This window comes from Pedobacter gandavensis (assembly GCF_032678465.1).
Lineage (GTDB): Bacteria > Bacteroidota > Bacteroidia > Sphingobacteriales > Sphingobacteriaceae > Pedobacter > Pedobacter gandavensis_B.
On the sequence record NZ_JAVTSK010000004.1, the window covers coordinates 343,423 to 361,545 of the forward strand.

14 protein-coding genes are annotated in these 18,123 nt (G+C 40.1%); 5 read left to right on the forward strand and 9 right to left on the reverse strand.

Annotation, left to right across the window (positions count from 1 at the left end; genetic code table 11):
• Nucleotides 1-53 precede the first annotated feature (53 nt).
• Both R2Q94_RS10080 and R2Q94_RS10085 read right to left on the reverse strand, forming a co-directional pair.
• The gene (locus R2Q94_RS10080; RefSeq protein ID WP_316821325.1) at nucleotides 54-779 is read right to left on the reverse strand and encodes a DUF92 domain-containing protein; all 726 of its coding nucleotides are present in this window, start codon (nucleotides 777-779) and stop codon (nucleotides 54-56) included.
• A 17-nt stretch (nucleotides 780-796) separates the two neighbouring features.
• Nucleotides 797-1,654 carry a helix-turn-helix domain-containing protein gene (locus R2Q94_RS10085; protein WP_316821326.1) on the reverse strand — a complete coding sequence of 286 codons (858 nt, stop codon included), beginning with the start codon at nucleotides 1,652-1,654 and terminating at the stop codon, nucleotides 797-799.
• A 202-nt stretch (nucleotides 1,655-1,856) separates the two neighbouring features.
• Here R2Q94_RS10085 and hxlB point away from each other — a divergent pair, with 202 nt between their 5' ends.
• The gene (gene hxlB / locus R2Q94_RS10090; RefSeq protein WP_316821327.1) at nucleotides 1,857-2,447 is read left to right on the forward strand and encodes a 6-phospho-3-hexuloisomerase; all 591 of its coding nucleotides are present in this window, start codon (nucleotides 1,857-1,859) and stop codon (nucleotides 2,445-2,447) included.
• Nucleotides 2,448-2,562: 115 nt separating this feature from the next.
• On the forward strand, nucleotides 2,563-3,207 hold the full coding sequence (gene hxlA / locus R2Q94_RS10095; RefSeq protein ID WP_316821328.1) for a 3-hexulose-6-phosphate synthase: 645 nt from the start codon (nucleotides 2,563-2,565) through the stop codon (nucleotides 3,205-3,207).
• A gap of 67 nt (nucleotides 3,208-3,274) precedes the next feature.
• Here the strand turns inward: hxlA and R2Q94_RS10100 are convergent, their stop codons facing one another.
• The 6 genes from R2Q94_RS10100 to R2Q94_RS10125 form a co-directional block, all read right to left on the reverse strand.
• Nucleotides 3,275-4,621, reverse strand: coding sequence for an anaerobic C4-dicarboxylate transporter (locus R2Q94_RS10100; RefSeq protein WP_316821329.1), 1,347 nt, complete (start codon nucleotides 4,619-4,621; stop codon nucleotides 3,275-3,277).
• Nucleotides 4,618-6,030 carry an aspartate ammonia-lyase gene (aspA, locus tag R2Q94_RS10105; protein ID WP_410478539.1) on the reverse strand — a complete coding sequence of 471 codons (1,413 nt, stop codon included), beginning with the start codon at nucleotides 6,028-6,030 and terminating at the stop codon, nucleotides 4,618-4,620. Before aspA ends, R2Q94_RS10100 begins: the two co-directional genes overlap by 4 nt.
• 42 nt (nucleotides 6,031-6,072) lie before the next feature.
• Complete coding sequence (locus tag R2Q94_RS10110) at nucleotides 6,073-7,119, reverse strand: type II asparaginase (protein WP_316821331.1); 1,047 nt, start codon at nucleotides 7,117-7,119, stop codon at nucleotides 6,073-6,075.
• Between the two features lie 36 nt (nucleotides 7,120-7,155).
• A complete protein-coding gene (locus tag R2Q94_RS10115; protein WP_316821332.1) occupies nucleotides 7,156-8,412 on the reverse strand; it encodes a hypothetical protein in 1,257 nt (418 codons plus the stop codon).
• A 458-nt stretch (nucleotides 8,413-8,870) separates the two neighbouring features.
• Nucleotides 8,871-9,704, reverse strand: a complete 834-nt coding sequence (locus tag R2Q94_RS10120) for a DUF6266 family protein (protein WP_316821333.1) — start codon at nucleotides 9,702-9,704, stop codon at nucleotides 8,871-8,873.
• 340 nt (nucleotides 9,705-10,044) lie between these two features.
• Nucleotides 10,045-10,335 carry a putative quinol monooxygenase gene (locus R2Q94_RS10125; protein ID WP_316821334.1) on the reverse strand — a complete coding sequence of 97 codons (291 nt, stop codon included), beginning with the start codon at nucleotides 10,333-10,335 and terminating at the stop codon, nucleotides 10,045-10,047.
• Nucleotides 10,336-10,563: 228 nt separating this feature from the next.
• Here R2Q94_RS10125 and R2Q94_RS10130 point away from each other — a divergent pair, with 228 nt between their 5' ends.
• Nucleotides 10,564-12,858 carry a glycosyl hydrolase family 95 catalytic domain-containing protein gene (locus tag R2Q94_RS10130; protein WP_316821335.1) on the forward strand — a complete coding sequence of 765 codons (2,295 nt, stop codon included), beginning with the start codon at nucleotides 10,564-10,566 and terminating at the stop codon, nucleotides 12,856-12,858.
• 353 nt (nucleotides 12,859-13,211) lie between these two features.
• Nucleotides 13,212-14,468 carry a hypothetical protein gene (locus R2Q94_RS10135; protein ID WP_316821336.1) on the forward strand — a complete coding sequence of 419 codons (1,257 nt, stop codon included), beginning with the start codon at nucleotides 13,212-13,214 and terminating at the stop codon, nucleotides 14,466-14,468.
• Between the two features lies 1 nt (nucleotide 14,469).
• Here the strand turns inward: R2Q94_RS10135 and R2Q94_RS10140 are convergent, their stop codons facing one another.
• Nucleotides 14,470-15,360: an Rpn family recombination-promoting nuclease/putative transposase gene (locus tag R2Q94_RS10140; RefSeq protein ID WP_316821337.1), complete on the reverse strand. Its 891-nt coding sequence runs from the start codon at nucleotides 15,358-15,360 to the stop codon at nucleotides 14,470-14,472.
• Nucleotides 15,361-15,580: 220 nt separating this feature from the next.
• Between R2Q94_RS10140 and R2Q94_RS10145 the strand changes: the two genes are divergently transcribed.
• A complete protein-coding gene (locus R2Q94_RS10145; protein WP_316821338.1) occupies nucleotides 15,581-18,040 on the forward strand; it encodes a glycosyl hydrolase family 95 catalytic domain-containing protein in 2,460 nt (819 codons plus the stop codon).
• Nucleotides 18,041-18,123: the final 83 nt, after the last annotated feature.

Genomic DNA, 18,123 nt, shown 5'->3' on the forward strand with positions numbered 1-18,123 from the left:
TAGATTTTTGAGAATGGTGGATAGGGCTATGGACTTATGAAAAATGATCCTTATTAAATGTTAAACATGAAATAAAAGGCCAAACCTATTAGCGCCGCAAATCCGGTATTTAAAAAATTGACCATATTGTTCCCAATCAGGTGTTTTCTTTCCAATAATCCACCCAGCAGAGAGTCGGTAAGGTTACCCAGAACACCTGCTAAAAGAACAACCAGCGCCATTTGCCCGAATCCGGCATAAATTAAAGCGATGATCCCCGCACCAATCGCACCAATAATGGTTCCCTCAATACTAACCACGCCATCTAAACCATTCGCATCCTTTTGGAAAGTAACGATGTTATAAAAACGCTTGCCGTAAACCATTCCTAATTCTGAAGATAAAGTATCGGCAAGGGCAGAAGCCAAACTGGCAGCCATCATTAACAGGTACAAGGGGGAGTTTTCAGTATCCAGAAAGCACAATAGGGCCATAAATCCAGCTACACCTCCATTCGCAAGTACCTGCCATGCATCGCGACCCGTCTTTTCTCCCGAATCTGGATGGATCAGCTGTTTTAAAGACTTTTTATGCGAAGTAGCAATTAGGCTTAAGCCAAAAAATGCTGCCAACATGGATATGCCTTTTAATCCGGAAACTGCGGCAACCAGAAAACCCAATATCGCTGCAGTTACCGCTGCTGAGAAAGTAAGTTTTCTTTTTTTTACGCAAATGACCACCACAACCAGTAAGAGGAGTAGTGCGGTTTGCAGGAAATGATCAGTAAGAATAGGCTGCATGTGCTTCAAATAAGAGGTTAAACTAAAGTATTGAATTTAACTTTAATGTGCTCTTTTGCCTGTTTTTGGAATTCTTCCGGTGTCTGTCCAGTCTGCTTCTTAAAAAAGCGGCTAAAATAGGGGCGATCAGAAAATCCCAGTTCATAAGCGATTTCTTTGATGGTAATCTCGCTATGAATGATGCTCCGTTTTGCCTCCAGAATAATGCGGTCATGGATCAGTTGCATCCCTGTTTTGTCCAGTTTTTCTTTCAGAATCTGATTCAATCGCTTAGAACTAATGCCCAGCTTACCAGCATAAAAATCAGTATTTCGCACTTGCTGGTAATTACTTTCCAATAACATCAAAAACTCATAAACACGTTTTTGATGGATATCCTGCGTTGTAAATTCGTGCTCTTTTACCTGGATCAATTTCAATAGAAATACTTTAAGCAATGCCTTCACCATGGTCATACTATGGTTTGCATATTCCTTTTCTAGTAAATTAAAAATACCGGATAGCTCTGTAGCAGCGGCTTCTGTTAGCCTTAGACAAGAGAATTCACCTTGCACATTGAAGATTTTAAAGAGATCCAAAAGAAACTCTTTGTCTTCCTCTTCCAACATATCCCGCTTAAAAGAAATCAACTCCCCATTCTTACCGGCTTTATTCAGTTGATGCACACGATAGGGAGGAATCAGGTAGATCCAATCCCCTTTCGCATCCAGGTCAGTATCCTTTAAGGCGTGTAAAGCATCTTCATTCTTTAACCACACAATTTCAAAAAAGTCTTTTCTCCCTGGATCATTTAGATAACTAGGCGGACAATTGCCCAGATTACGAATATAAATCAGTGACTTTTCCAGACCCGCCGGTAATGCATCATTCCTCATGATCTAAAGATAAGGACTCTCTGTTAAGCGTATGGGAGAATTTGGAAATTATGGTGGACTATTCGGAAATACCTTATTTTTTGTGGCTTAAGTATGACTTTTAAAGCAATCAGTTTCCTGATTGTCCCATATAAATGGCTGATAGTGTAACAGGGAGCCAGAAATGCCAGCCTACCTTTGACCCGGATTAAAAACAATTACAATGGAGGCCACAATAATCGCAGATAAACAATTGGAAAAAGAGGTTCGGAGCAACCTTGAAATGATAATCATGGAAAATACCTGGTTGTTAAAACAAATGGATTTTAAGGAAGTCGCTACTTTGGTAATGACCATTAAAGCTGCCAATCGTGTTTTTTTGATTGCTGCAGGTCGTTCCGGTTTTGCCATGCGCTCTGCCGCGATGCGCTTCATGCACCTTGGACTAAATGCCCATTTTGTAGGAGAAACTACAACACCTGCTATTCAGGAAGGTGATTTACTCCTTGCAGCTTCCGGCTCCGGTACCACCAGCTCGATTGTAAGAGCTGCCGAAAAAGCCAGGTCAGTAGGCGCAACTGTAGTGGCACTTTCTACGCAAACACAATCGTCGCTATCCAGTATCGCAGATCAGTTGATCCTGATTCCTGCTGCAGAAAAAGAAGACCATGAAGGCAGTCGATCCAGACAATATGCAGGAAGCCTTTTTGAACAATTTCTCCTGTTGTTAACGGATGCCATATTCCAGTCCTTATGGAAGATGGAAGACACACCAAATGCCGAACTCTGGAAACGACATGCAAACCTTGAATAAATAGGAACAAAAACCTAAGCTAAAAACAGAGTTAAGGGCTCCTCAATAGAGAATTAAAGACAATTAAGAAAATAGAGACAATTAAGAGTTAAATCATTTATTATATAAAATCATTATGGCAAAATTACAAGTAGCAATCGATTTATTAACAACAGAAGAAGCATTGGCATTGGCAGCAAAAGTTGCCCCTTATGTAGATATTATTGAATTGGGTACTCCATTGATTAAAAACATGGGTGCAGCAGTGATCACTGCAATGAAAACTGCACATCCGGATAAACTGGTTTTTGCAGATATGAAAACAGCAGATGCTGGTGAATTAGAAGCAGACATCGCCTTTAAGGCTGGTGCCGATTTAGTAACTGTAATGGGAGCTGTTGGTGACGCCACAATTATTGGTGCTGTTAAAGCCGCAAAAGCGCATGGTAAAGGTGTAGTCGTAGATACTATTGGTTACCCTGATCGTGTGAGACGTGCGCAGGAAGTGACCAAATTAGGTGTGGATTTCGTTGAATTACACGCTGGTTTAGATGAGCAATGGACGCCAGGATATTCTATCCAGGTATTGATCGACGAAACAGCAAGAGTAGGGGTGCCGGTTTCTGTAGCTGGTGGAGTTAACCTGGATAATGTTGCAGCAGTAGTGAAAGCAGGAGCAACCGTAGTAGTTGCAGGAGCTGCAATCTATGCTGCAGAAGATCCGGCAGCAGCTGCAAAAGCAATGCGCGAAGCAATTGAAGCAGCAGGTACTCACATATAGTAAAAAGAAATGCCCCCGGTTTGTCGGGGGCATTTTTGTATTTAAAATAATCAGGTGAATTTTACTTCTAGAAAAAGATTCCAGTCAGAGCAAAACCGACAATAATCGCTACGGATAAGGCCACAAGACCTGGAACCATGAAACTGTGGTTCAGCACATACTTCCCAATCTTCGTACTCCCCGTTCGGTCAAAATCTATCGCTGCAACCAGGGTAGGGTAACCTGGAAGTAGGAAATCACCACTAACGGCAGGGAACATTGCAATTAAATGCGGGTTCACAATTCCTAAGGCAACACCCATTGGCATAATCGTTCTGGTCGTCGCCGCCTGACTAAATGTCAATGCGCCCATAATGAACAATGCGAAAGCAAAAGTCCAGGGATAAACAGAAACAATATCTTTAAAAGTATGCTCAATGATCGCTTCGTTTGCCGCCATAAAAGTTGCACTCATCCATACTACACCCAATACAGAAACAACTGCAGTTGCCATGGAGGTAAATAAACTCATTTTGGCCACCTTTGTTGCCGAAGTTTTAGTAATCAGCATGATCAGTGCAGAAGCCGTTAAAGTAATCATTATGATCAAACTGGTCAGACTAATTGTTCCATCCGCATTCACGCTGAAACTTTTTCCACCACCCACATGTGGTACCATGCTAGGGAAAGCTCCAAAGAGAATGATCAGCAGAATGGCTAACCCAAAAATTCCAACGGCAATTTTAGCACCAGGAGTAGCTTTGTAATGATTTTCCCCACCACTGGTATCCGTCGGATCCATAGAGCGTGCAAATTCCGGGTCTTTCATTTTTTCGATAAAGATCGGGTCCTTATCCAGTTCCACACCCTTTTTACGTACCACCAGAATGCTGACGAATATCCCTACAATCGAGGCAGGAATACAGATTTTCATAATGTCTATCGATGCCGAAGAATAAGCAAGAATTGCCACAAGCGAAGCCGTAGCTGCACTCATTGGACTTCCGGTAATGGCCAGGTGAGAGGCAATTACAGAAACCGATAAAGGCCTTTCAGGTCTGATTCTTTGCTTTGCTGCTACTTCCGAAATGATCGGTAAAAGAGAGTAAACGATATGTGCAGTTCCCGCAAACAGACAAAGGAAATAAGTAGTAAAGGGAGCTATAAATGTAATCTGACTAGGGTTTTTCCTAATGATCTGTTCGGCAATACTGACCAGATAATCTAAACCACCGGCCGCCTGTAAAGTGGCAGCCGTGGTTACAATAGCGAGAATAATCAACAATACCGCAACGGGAGGCTCTGCGGGTGTCATTTTAAACACCAACACAAAAATCATTAAGCCTACCATTCCCATCACCCCGAGCCCAATACCTTTCATTTGTGATCCTATCAGGATCATGGCTAGTAATATGCCGAGCTGGACGAATATCATTGTGAGATGAATTTAGGATTGATTAGGTTTTCAATAGAATATACCTCATCCCATTTTGCCTGGGTAATCAGTTTTCTTTCGGTTACCACAATCTCGTAAATAGATTTGCCTGTTTTCAAAGCCTCTTTAGCGATAGAAGCAGATTCTTCATAACCTAATATTGGATTCAATTGAGTGACGATACCAATACTCTGCATTACCATATTTTTACAGTGTTCTTCATTCGCAGTAATGCCTAACACACATTTATTTTTTAGAGTCAGACAAGCTTTTGTCAGGTATTGCAATGAAGTGAATAGCGCCATTCCAATAACTGGCTCCATCACATTGAGTTGTAACTGACCTGCTTCAGCTGCCATGGTTACGGTTAAATCTGCACCAATTACATAGAAACAAGTTTGGTTCATCAACTCAGGAATCACCGGATTTACCTTTCCTGGCATGATCGAAGATCCTGGTTGCATTGGTGGAAGATTGATCTCATTTAAACCACATCTTGGTCCGCTACTCAACAACCTTAAGTCATTACAGATTTTACTTAGTTTAATCGCATTACGCTTTAAGGTACCACTCAATTGAACCAATGCACCTGTATCATAGGTAGCTTCAATTAAATCTGCGGCAAGCACTACGGGAACTTTGCTGATTTCCGCCAGGTATTTCACACATAAAGCAGAATATCCTTCTGGGGCATTTACACCCGTGCCGATTGCAGTTGCGCCCATATTTACTTCGGTAATCAATAGGGAAGATTCTTTTAGACGCAATACATCTTCACCCAAAGTAGTGGCAAATGCATTAAATTCCTGGCCTAAGGTCATCGGTACTGCATCCTGAAGCTGTGTACGGCCCATTTTCAGGATATCTTTAAATTCTTTTCCTTTGATAAAGAAAGCTTCCTGTAATTCCTCCAGCGCCAGTGCGAAAGATTTGATCTTAAGATAAACCGCGATTCTGAATGCGGTTGGGTAAGCATCATTCGTGCTCTGAGAAAGGTTTACATGGTTATTCGGATGTAAATGAGTATAATCACCTTTTTTAAAGCCCATATATTCCAGACCAAGGTTGGCAATTACTTCATTTGCATTCATATTGGTAGAAGTTCCTGCACCACCCTGAATTAAATCGCTGATAAACTGATCCGTAAATTCACCTGCAATTAGCCTGTCGCAGGCATAAACTATGGCCTCTGCTTTTTTAGCATCTAGAATTCCCAGATCTCTGTTCGCCAATGCTGCGGCTTTTTTTACGTGACCAAATGCTTGTATCAAAAGCGGTTCACTACCAATTGGAATTCCGGTAATATCGAAATTTTCTTTTGCGCGCATCGTTTGAACGCCATAATAGTGGTCATTACTGATTTCTTTTTCACCTAAAAAGTCGTGTTCAATTCGAAAAGTTGCCATAATAGTATAAAGTTAAATAGTATGTTTTTTTATGTTAAATCGTAATTAGTACTTTAAAAAGTATTTTTGTAGTTCTGCGGTTTTATGGGTTTTTGTTAAGCCCAACATTAGCAGAATTCTTGCCTTTTGAGGATTTAGATCGTCTGAAACAATGGTGCCTAATTCTTCGTCATTTACTTCACCATCTTCTACCACTCGACCGGAAACACATCTGCTCCCGCGACAAACGGCGATGCCTTCAGCAACTGCTTTTTTGACCGCTGCAGTAAATGATTTAGAAAAGTTTCCATTTCCAACACCCGCAATCACGATACCTGCTACTTTGTCCTTAATCATAAGGTCTAAGTACATAGGAGAGGCGTCTGTATACATATAAGCGATTTCAACCTTTGGAAAAACCGTGTTTTTATCGATGCTGAAAGGGGCGATATGAGGTGTTCTACGGTCTGATGACTTATAAAATTCTACTTTTCCGTCGAATACTTGTCCAACAGGACCACTATTTGGTGAGCCAAAAGCATTTACCTTTGTGGTACTCAGTTTGGTCACATCTCTGGAACTGAAGATAGATTCATTGAAGGAAACGAGAACTCCACGATTTCTGCTTTTAGGACTGGCAGCAACGGTAATGGCATCATAAAGATTTTTTGGCCCATCAGCACTAATCGCTGTAGAAGCCCGCATGGCACCAGTTAGTACGATCGGATTCTCCGAAGAAATCACTAAATCCAGGAAATATGCCGTTTCTTCTTGAGTATCTGTACCATGGGTAATCACAATACCATCCGCTTCTTTTTTGCTAAAAATCTCATTGATTCTAAGCGCTAATTTTTTCCATATTTCCAGACTCATATCCTGACTGCCTACGGAAGAAATTTGTTCGCCACTAACTTCAGCGATCTGACTCACGGTTGGAATTGAACCAATAAGTGCAGAAACAGGAATTTTACCAGCCGTATATCCGGCACGGTCAGCAGAAGCGCCCTCTCCGGCAATGGTTCCTCCGGTAGCCAATATGATGATTCTTGGTTTTTGGCCATAAGCTACCTGTAGCAACAGGACCATTACTAAAAGGGACAGTAGTTTTTTCATAATTGTAGATTTATACTTTATTGAATATTTGTGCTTTTAAAAATTATATAACATGCCAAAATTGATGCGTACTGCATCTTTTCCTTTCTTGATGCCCTCGTCTAAATGAAGTTCTTTATAACCGATCTGAGGCTCAAAACCTACCATTAGGTTGTCCAGAAGATTGTAAGAAAGGTTGAGCGTGAAGTGGTAATTGGTCATCTCATTCCAGGGACTTGCAGTTGCTTCTGCACCTGAAAAATGGTTGTAGGAAGCAATTACCATGGTATGAAATTTTGGGCTCCAGAAACGTTGGTAGGAGATGAAACCAGAATGAACATTCAATAGGTCCAATTCTCCTAATTTGTTCTCATTGGCAAATCCGTCTAATCCAGAGCCACCAACAGCCAGGAAATAATCTGTAATGCCTTTACCCACATTGAATTGTGCCTGAAGGTTATTCACCAGACCCGATTTTTTGTTGAAAAAGATACTGGCCATACCGGTCAGCCCCCAGCCATTAGCCGATTTAAATTTAAAATCTTCGGCACCAGCAGCTACGTTTTTTGAATCATAACCGATATTTCTATAAATTCCGGCAACTTTCATAAAACCACCATTGTCGTAATCATACCTCAAGGCACCAATAAAATCAGGCATTCTTCTAGGCGCGTAATCCACTCCAAGTGTTTCATTGGCGGTATAATCAAATAACCGGCGTGGCTCCATTTGTTCCACCGCAAGTTCATACCCTGCATAGCCCTTAGGGTTGAATTTATTCCTATAGTTCAGTTGGATTCTTCTGCTCAATACCATTCCGGTAGGGCCGTCCCAATCCAGTAAACTCGCTGGCCACAAATCAGGGTCACCGAAAGTCGACCAGTTCTGTCCTAAAGTAAAATTATTGTATTTGATCCAGGCATGTCGTAACCTGAATAAAGATGTACGGTTGGGCCCGCCCTCAAAATCGCCTTCCAGCATTGACCGGATTTCTTTTCCGTTTTTCAATTGAGTGGTGGTGGTGAAACGCAGCTGACTTTGGCGCATATCTACCCAGAATGCAGGCTTATTCTTTCCGAAAACATCGTTTTCATGGATAAGAAAAGAACTGTTGCCATGGAGATTTCCACTGATGTCGTAAATGCCATTAAGTTTTAACCTGCCAATAAGGGCTGAACTGATCCTGGGCTTGCCATTTAGCGAGTCCTTGCTCTCATATTTGATCAGTTGTGCCTGTGCCTGTATCGTGATGAGCGAACAGCCAGCAAACAGCAACCCAAGAGAAACTTTAACTTTTGTAAAGGTTGTATTCATAGATGTGATTTAAAGGAGAATTGAAGTACATAGAGTATCCTTCAAGAAAAAAAATCCTTTAAAATCGCCAGGAATAGCAATTGCAAGCGTACGGAGTAGTTTTTTCATAAAGAGGTAGCAGAATGAAGGAAATACTTTTGTTTCTTGAACAACCACTTAAGGCTATAAATGTTTGAAATTTATTGTAATAATTTAAATATTGTTGTGTTGTGCTGATTTTCAGGCAGATCTGTCTTGTGGTTTAACTTGATTTTTGTACTGCTTAAAAGATTTGACCATATAAGATCTCCCTAAGTGTAAAGAAAGCTCGAAATTAAATAGCTGGAAAACTAAAGGGGAATGGCATAGGAATTCCCTTAGCTAAATTATAGCTGACCATTTTAATCTGTTTGCATTTTTTTATAATTTTTTGTGCCGAAATCAGCTACGATATTATGTACACAATAATAGTAGCCAGTTTAGCCTGGCTTCCCGGGCAGGTGTTCCAGCTTCTCTTTGAGCGCCAAATATTCTTTTTCCAGCACTCTAAAGGCTTTTGTGCGTGGTTTCATCCCATATTCGTCCTTAATCTGACTTCTATAACTGGTTGCCACCTGATCAAAGCGCTCTTTTACCTGCTGGTATTTTTTTTCGTCAGTTTTTTCTTTCTCAGTTTTAACTTCCCCGTTTAAATTACCCAGATAAACACTATTAGATACACTTTCTCCATCTGCAGAGATGAAAGCTATATAAGGCTCTATCTGTTGACTGAGCTGTTCTTCTAACAATGGAAGGAAACATTTTCCTTCAGATCTTCTGGCAATATTCAGGTACTCGCGGTCTCTTCCGGTTTCCGGAAAACAGAGCATCACCATCACGCTATCGTTGTGTTGTAATTCATAGCTATGCGTTGGATCCCAGCTGATTTCCAAGCCGCCTGCTACTTTAACAATTTTTAAATCCCGAGTTGCAGGCATGCTGCCTTCGCTCAGTTTAACTTTCGTATAATCTACACTGATATTGGGATATTCACCCTTTAAAGCGTGTTTTTTCAGGTAAGAGGTGGCCAGGTTGTGTGCATTATGCACTGTCCCTTTGGCCTGTAAGCCGAATCCCAATTTGATAAAGCCGGTCATATTGCTCAGCAATTTCATGGTGACAGACATTTTTTGGTAATTGGCCAGTTGAAGTAAACTGGGCTTGCCTTTATGGCCAATTAAGCGGACTACTGGTTGCCCATTGAGCATATAATACACCAGATTGCCTACTTTTCCTTTGAAGTGGCCATGTGGGCCGTTTACAGCTATTGCCATATGAGCGTCGTTAATGGTTTAGTTTTCAGTTAACTATCGTTCGAGATGAACTGTATGAAGATAATAAAAAACTTTATAGTGATCAGTAAAAGAGGCTATATTTTTTTAAGGAAAATTCAATCACCTAATGGGTTTATTAAAGAGGCTGATTGGGCTATAAGCTATATTAGGCCCTATCAACCTCCAATAGTCTATCTGGCAATGCCCTCATAATTATAACCTCAGTAGATAGGCATATCCTAAGGACTAAGGCTTCAGAGCAAAAGAACATTTGTCTTAAGCCTGCCGGTCCTGGTCTGAACGAATTGGGGAGTAAAATGATTTGCAGTACACTTGATGATTAGGCCACTTTTTCTGTTTTATGTAAGCTTGCCGGACCGTCAATGATGGCAGCAGAATCTGCTACAAATCTGGCAATATGGGCCTGTGCATTATGGAGGTCTAATCCTTCCTGACTTTCCCAGATCTCATGAAATATAAAAATGTTTCTGTTTTCCTGATCCTGATGAAGATCGTATTGGATACAGGCTTTCTCTTTTCTGGATTCAGTCAGCAATTCCAATAACAGGGCTTTCATCGCCTCAGCATTTCCTTCAGTACTCTTGATAAGGGCAGTTAAATTTATATTCATCTTTTCTGTTTTTCGTAATGAAACAAAAGTAATCAGCTTTCCTTTATTATGAAAATCACAAAAATTATAATGGCTTATCATAATTCTTTGCCTGTATTTGGCGCTCCAGGATTAGAAGATTAAAATTTAAGGATATCGTTATAATATTCAGTGATTTTGGCAAAGTAGGAATACTTAGATAAAATCTGAGTAGGTTTAGGTAGCTGGGCGCTACAAAATTTTACATACATGAAATCCTGTTTTTCTTTTTTCTTCTTTTTATTCGTTGCAACGAGCCTCTCTGCACAACCAAATCCTACATCTATTAACTGGCCTGTATTCATGGCTAGGCAGACTTTGCGTTGGGATACCATCGGAACTAGCTATTATAGTGGGATTATTTTGGGGAATGGCCTGATGGGCACAAATATATATAAGGAAGACGGGCATACGATTCGCTTTGATATCGGCCGGACTGATGTAACAGACCAGCGATCACATCAGGGTACAGGGCTTTCTGAGCCATTGATTTCGAGACCGAGATTACCCATCGGCCGGATGACACTTAAAACCGTCGGAGAGATTACTGGTGCCAAAATGAGTCTGGACATTTACAATGCGATTGCAGAAGGAACGATTTACACCACAAAAGGGAGTCTTAAATTCAAATCATTCGTTCCTGCAGAGCATAACGTGATTTATATCTCCGCAATAGGAAGTCAGTCAGAAAAGGATGTGAATTGGCATTTTGTGGCCGAAAAGAGTCAAAGTCCTCGGATGAACCAGCAGAATGCCGGAAATCCTGCAGTGTATCCTGAAAATCCAGCCAGCCAACTTTCAAAAAACGGCGGGTTCAATATTTGTAAACAAGCTTTACTCAATAATAGAGGAGGTTATGCCACTTTATGGAGGGAAAAGAAAGTTGCCAATGAAAGTACCATGCTCATCTCCGTAGGATACGATGGAAATGGAAAAGAGGATGAAGTAAATGCTGCGATGCAAGCGATTCAAGGTTTTACAAGAATAAAATATCCAGTTTTATTGGCTGCACATCAAAAATGGTGGCATGAGTTTTATCAAAAAAGTTTTATTTCCATTCCAGATCAGCGTATGGAAAGTTTTTATTGGATTCAGCTCTATAAAATGGCTTCAGCCACCAGGGAAAACCTTCCTATGATCGACTTAATGGGGCCATGGTTTAATTCAAAAACGCCATGGCCTGGTGTCTGGTGGAACCTCAATACCCAGCTTACTTATTCGCCAATTTTCACTGCCAATCATCTGGACTTAGGTAAATCCCTGTTCAATACCCTAAATAAGAACCTTCAAAATCTGATTAATAATGTGCCTCAGGAATGGAGGAAAGATGCTGCCGCTATTGGCCGGATTTCGGGATATGATTTGGTAGCCCCTTTAGCCATGGACCAAAAAGAGAACGGACAGTTCGAATTGGGGAATTTAACCTGGGCGATGTTTTATTATTACCAGTATTATGCCTATTCAAAAGATCGGAAGGAATTACAAGAACACATTTATCCGCTATTAAAAAGATCAGTAAACCATCTTTTATATCATTTAACAAAAGCTGAGGATGGGCTCTGGCATTTACCATCTTCTTTTTCACCCGAGTACAAATATGCGGAAGATGCCAATTATGCGCTTTCCAGTCTGTATTGGGGTTTAGGTACTCTGATCCATCTAAATGAAAAAGACGGTTTTCAGGATCCTGACCTTGACAAATGGAAAGATGTATTAGGAAATCTGGTTCCTTATCCGAAGAATGAAACTGGATTTATGATTGGGAAAGACTTGAGTTTAACGAGTTCTCATCGGCATTATTCTCATTTAATGATGATTTACCCTTATCATTTGATTACTCCATTAAAGGAGGACAACAAGGCATTAATTGAGCAGTCTTTGAACCATTGGCTTTCGCTGAAAGGTGCTTTGCAAGGTTATACTTTTACAGGTGCTGCTTCTATGAATGCGCTGATGGGTAAGGGAGATCAGGCTTATCATTTACTCAATCAACTTTTTGACCAGTTCATACAACCAAATACTTTGTATCAGGAATCAGGTCCTGTTATAGAAACGCCATTATCTGCGGCAACCTCTATTCAGGAGTTACTCATTCAAAGCTGGGGAAATAAAATCAGGGTTTTTCCAGCCTTGCCAGAAGTGTGGAGGGATGTTTCATTTGATCAACTTCGTACAGAAGGTGGCTTTTTGGTGTCAGCAACTAAAACAAAAGGAGAAACAAAATTTATTAAAGTTTATAGTACAAAAGGAGATACCTGTCGCTTACAAACTGATCTTAAAGTGAGTTACGTATCTTCTGATAAGCGGAAAAACCTCGCTTATGCAGTATACCAGAATGATGGAAAAACAAATGTTAGTTTTTCAACCTTAGCTGGAGAAACCATTTTTCTCTCGGATGCTGGGGAACAACATAGGTTTAAGGTACTTCCCGTTCAACCAACAATTAAAGAAAGTTGGTCCTGGGGATTAAAAAAGAAATTTAACACTTTTATTAAAAATAGATAGCCGAGTATTTAATTTCCTTGTCTTAAGGTGCTTTGATCGTTTGTCAATATAATTCGTATTTCTTCTTTTTTTGTATCATACAAACCTGGTTTAATTATATATTTATGACATCTAAAAGAGTTTTTGGATGTTTATTATTCTTTTAAGTTAATCAAAGGATTGATTTACAGCTTAATTCATTTCTTTTTGTAGTTTTAATTAACCAGGGCCTTATGTTTTTAGTCAGGATTAGATTATATTGTGCAATTGAAATCTGAACGTCTGAAGGGAAGGTGTTTTAATTTCATTCAAGAAATTTTATAAAAGAAACCTTGCCGGTGATTTTGATAATTGTTCTCAGTACCCGATAAAAAATGGATAGGAAGAAAAAGAAAAATGCTGCAATTAAATCTGCGGCTAATGTTGAGCACCAACGTAAGGCTTTAAAGGAACGTTTTCTGCACCGGAGTAAGGAGATCATTAAGTTGATTGGGGGAGAGGCATTTTTAAAAGGCTTTCCTGCGATTTTTCTTGAAAAAGTATACGAACATCGTTACCCGGGATTAAAGGTTAAGTTGGCTCCGGACTCGGATATTGAGAAGTTCAGATTGGTTCAGTACAATAAATTATTGCTGCAGTTTGTTGAAACGACAGAGATTACCTTCCCGAACAATAATAAAGTACCATTGTCATGGTATCTCTCAGAAGGAATGACACTAAGAGATTGTTTATCAGAACTCGAACCTAATGGAGATCCCTGGCTGGAAGAAGTTAAACGCAATTTTGCTTTCTCGTTTCATGATGGTAAATTTCACCATGATTTGCAAGAGTTATTAATTGATTTGGTGACAGATATCAGTACTTATCTGAGTGATTACAACGGTCATATTTTTAGAGCTGACCTTTCTTTTACCCCTTGCTTTGCGCAGTACCATCCAGAAAATAACATCATCATTCATACTTTTAAACCTGAGAAGGAAAAAGTGGAGACAAATGCAGGTGTTCGGTCTGCGATTCGTCTGGGCTGGATTTCCCCAGAATTTAAATGGCAGTATTTTAATGTTAAACCTTCAAAGCTTGGTTTTAAGAACACTGGTTTGGATGTTCCTTTGGAATTGTACATTACAACACATGCATTAAGAAGATTGCAGGAAAGAATTAATATTACTCCAGGGATTATGCATCAGATCTTATTGCATACCTTTTTGGAACCTCAAATCGGACACCGCTGGAAAGCTGAGCTTAGCCATGTTGATTTCCTCGTCTCTGGCCATAAGGTAGGATATTTAGTGGTAAAGTTGCATGGGAGTAAATTAGTAGTACATACATTTCTGTTTCTCACGAATAACGATACTTTTGAAGGAGAAAAACTTGGACGTTTATTAAGTGTGGTTAAAGAAGACAAAAAATACCTGGAAATTGATACGCTTCCAGCATTTAATTCCTACCATATTGATGAAAATAAAGAACTCAGTCAGTTGTTTATAGATGCAGGTTGCGAATCCTTGCTGAAACTGAGACATGTTCAGGAATTTACGGTCAATCAGGTTGCAGATAAGGACCCGGAATCAATTTTACAATACCTGGCTGATGCGCCATATTTTACTAAAAAGGTAAATCAGCCAGATTAGATTATTTTAAAGCTATTGTTTCAATTTCGTCAATAGGAAGGCAGGTGATTTCAGAGATCTGGTTTATAGAAAATCCTTTCTGCTTCATTTGATGAGCAATGACTCGCTTGTTGGCCATTTCGCCCTCTAAAATTCCTTCTGCTTTGCCTTCTGCTTTTGCCTCCATTTTGGCATATGTGATGCTGTTTTCGTAATCCGTATAGGATTTTAAATTAGACTCATAAATTTCCAATTCTATTTCAGACATCTTATTCAATTCTGCCAATTGAAAAATCTCAAAGAAAACTCCCTCCTGGAAGCTGACTGGTAATTGTGTTAGTTTGCTCATGTGTTTCAGGATATATAACCATTTGTCTAGATCAGTTTGTAATTCTTCTTCTTTCTTATTAAAACCAGGTAATTCAATGAATTTATAACCCATTCTTTCGAAGAAAACTTTCCCGGTATTTTTATTCATTAAAGCGATGTCTTGTAGGTAGGATCCGGACTCGCTATCTGAAAGTTTAAAGTTGATTAAAGCGATGACATAGACCGTTTTGAGTGGTTTTTGCCAATTCTTTCCCATAGTAGTCTGTCTGTTGATCGATCTTGATAGATAAAATATACAGCGATCTTTGAAATAAAGTTGTTTTTGCTGTTGCATCTCAATGATAAATTGCTCGCCATTATCAGCGATACATTTAATATCGAAAAATACTTTTTTAAACATTTGCTGGTTTCCTGCGGCTTCTGTTACCCCATATTCAATCGATCTGATTTTCTTTTCGCCATGAAATATAGCATTGAGAAAAGAAATCATAATGTTTTTATGTGCCTCAGCTGTAAAAAGGTACTTGAAACCGAAATCGGTCAGGGGATCTATAAAGCGACATAAGGTAAGAGGAATTGACATATACAAATGCTTATGGTCTAACATCTATATTTAAAATCTCAATAACAACTTATGGTGTATTTTTTATTTAACAAATTAATATTTGTAGGAGATGGGTTATTGGCTCGCGCTTTTTCCTTAAATGACTAAGGCCAAAATTCCTTAATCATTTGACAGAAAAATTCAGTTTATTTTGCGTAAAACTGACGTTATTTGAAAGACACACCTCAAACAAAAAAAAATGAAGCTCTACCGGAATATCGCCCTGTTTGCACTGAGTAACTCTTTCTTGCTTGCGCTGAGCACAGGAGCAATCGCCCAATCCTCAGATGTCGCCATTTATTTTAAAAAACCTGCAGTTACTTTTCAGGAAGCACTGCCTTTGGGAAATGGACGTATTGGGGCATTAATTGCCGGAAATCCTAATAAAGACAGGATTACCTTAAACGAGATCACATTGTGGTCGGGTGGGGTACAGGATGCCGATAGGGAAAATGCACATCAATATCTGAAACCTATTCAGGATTTTTTATTGAAAGGTCAGAATAAAGAAGCACAGGAGCTGTTGCAAAAGCAGTTTGTTGCCAAAGGAGCTGGTTCTGCTTTTGGAAATGGTAAAGATGCATCTTACGGGGCGTACCAAACTATGGGCGACTTATGGATCAATTGGAAAGATACCACTGCAGCTTATACAGATTATAGTCGGGTTTTGAATTTAGAAAAAGCGATTGCAACCACAAAGTGGAAGCGCAATGGTGTCACCTATACTCAGGAAGCACTAACCAGCATCCCTGGAAATGTATTGATGATGAAAATCAGTGCCTCCGACAAGGGCAAGATCAGTTTCCGCACCAGCATCAGTAGAAAGGAGAATGCGACTGTAAAAGCAGAAGGACAAACGTTAATGATGATTGGGCAATTGCCGAATGGTAAGGAAGCTGGTTTGCGTTTCGCCTCGGGTTTAGCGGTACAGGTAAAAGGCGGACAAAAGATTGTCAAAGGAAATGAAATAGAAGTCATCAATGCAGATGAGTGTATTTTGCTGTGGACAGCTGCCACTGATTATAATGTAAGTGATTACAACAAACCTGGAGCGGAGCCGATTGCTACTGTAAAAAATAACCTGATGAAGGCTGGTCAATTAACAGCATTACAAATTGAAAAGGCGCATATCAATGCTTTTGGCAGTTTTTTCAATAGAAACAGGTTTTCCTTAAAAGGAGCAGCTCCTGAAGTTTTTGCATTGAGTACGCCAGAACGTATGGAGCGTTATGCGAAGCATTTGCCGGATCCTCAGTTTCCGGTATTGTATTACAATTTTGGTCGGTATTTGTTGATTTCCTCTTCTCAGCAAGGCAGTTTACCTGCAAACTTACAGGGACTCTGGGCCGAAGAATACCAGACTCCATGGAATGGAGATTATCATTTGAACATTAACATACAGATGAATTACTGGCTGGCTGAGCCAACTGGTCTGGGTGATTTGGCAGAACCATTGCACCAGTTTATTGCTGGTCTGGTGAAACCAGGATCAAAAACTGCAAAAGCTTATTATAATGCACCTGGATGGGTGGCACACGTGATTGCAAATCCATGGGGATATACTTCACCGGGAGAGGGAGCCGACTGGGGCTCTACATTAACTGGTGGTGCATGGTTGTGTGAACACCTTTGGGAGCATTATAAATTTACGAATGACAAAGCATTCTTAGCAAAATACTATCCGGTTTTTAAAGAAGCGGCTACATTTCTTTCGGCCATTCTCATTGAAGAACCAGCGCATAAATGGTTGGTAACCGCACCATCCAATTCACCGGAAAATACTTACATCATGCCAAATGGTTTTAAAGGGCAGACTGCAATGGGTCCAACGATGGATATGCAAATTTGTAGGGAGATTTTTGGCTATAGTATTGAAGCAGCAAAGATCCTGGGCAAGGATCAGGAATGGGCAAAAAAATTATCAGCTATCAGGAAACGTCTGGCTCCTAACCAAATTGGCGCAGCAGGAGATATCAATGAATGGCTGGCCGATTGGAAAGATGCGGAACCGACGCATCGCCATGTGTCGCAGCTTTACGGTTTACACCCTTATGAAGAAATTACCCCTTGGGATACTCCTGAACTGGCTAAAGCAGCTCGTGAAAGCCTGATTCAGCGTGGAGATGGAGGAACCGGATGGTCTAAAGCCTGGAAAATTAACCACTGGGCACGTTTAGGTGATGGGGATCACGCCTTAACTTTATTCAGACAACTGCTGACTTTAGTCGATCCTTCAAGAAAATTAAACATGCACACAGGTGGAACCTATCCGAATTTGTTCTGTGCACATCCTCCTTTTCAGATTGATGGGAATTTTGGGGGGACTTCGGGTATTGCCGAAATGCTGATGCAAAGTCATGGTCAGGTTCATGTGATCCGTCTGCTACCTGCTTTGCCTTTCGATGAAGACTGGAAAAGTGGTTCAGTTAAAGGGATGCGGGCCAGAAATGCATTTGTAGTTGATTTTGACTGGGAAAATGGAACCTTGAAGAAAGGAAATATACTGGCTTTAAATGGAGGGTTATGCCAGATCGAACTGCCTGCAAACATGCAAATTAAGGATAAACAGGGTAGGGTGAAGGCTAAGACTTCCGATAAACGAGCTGTGGTTAACTTCAAAGCAGAGAAAGGGGCAAATTATCAATTTGAAAAAGTATAAGGAAAGCCTGAAAATAATTTTACGCAAGCGTTTGTGTAGAATTAACAGAATTAAACCCTAAACACAATCATTATATTCGTTAA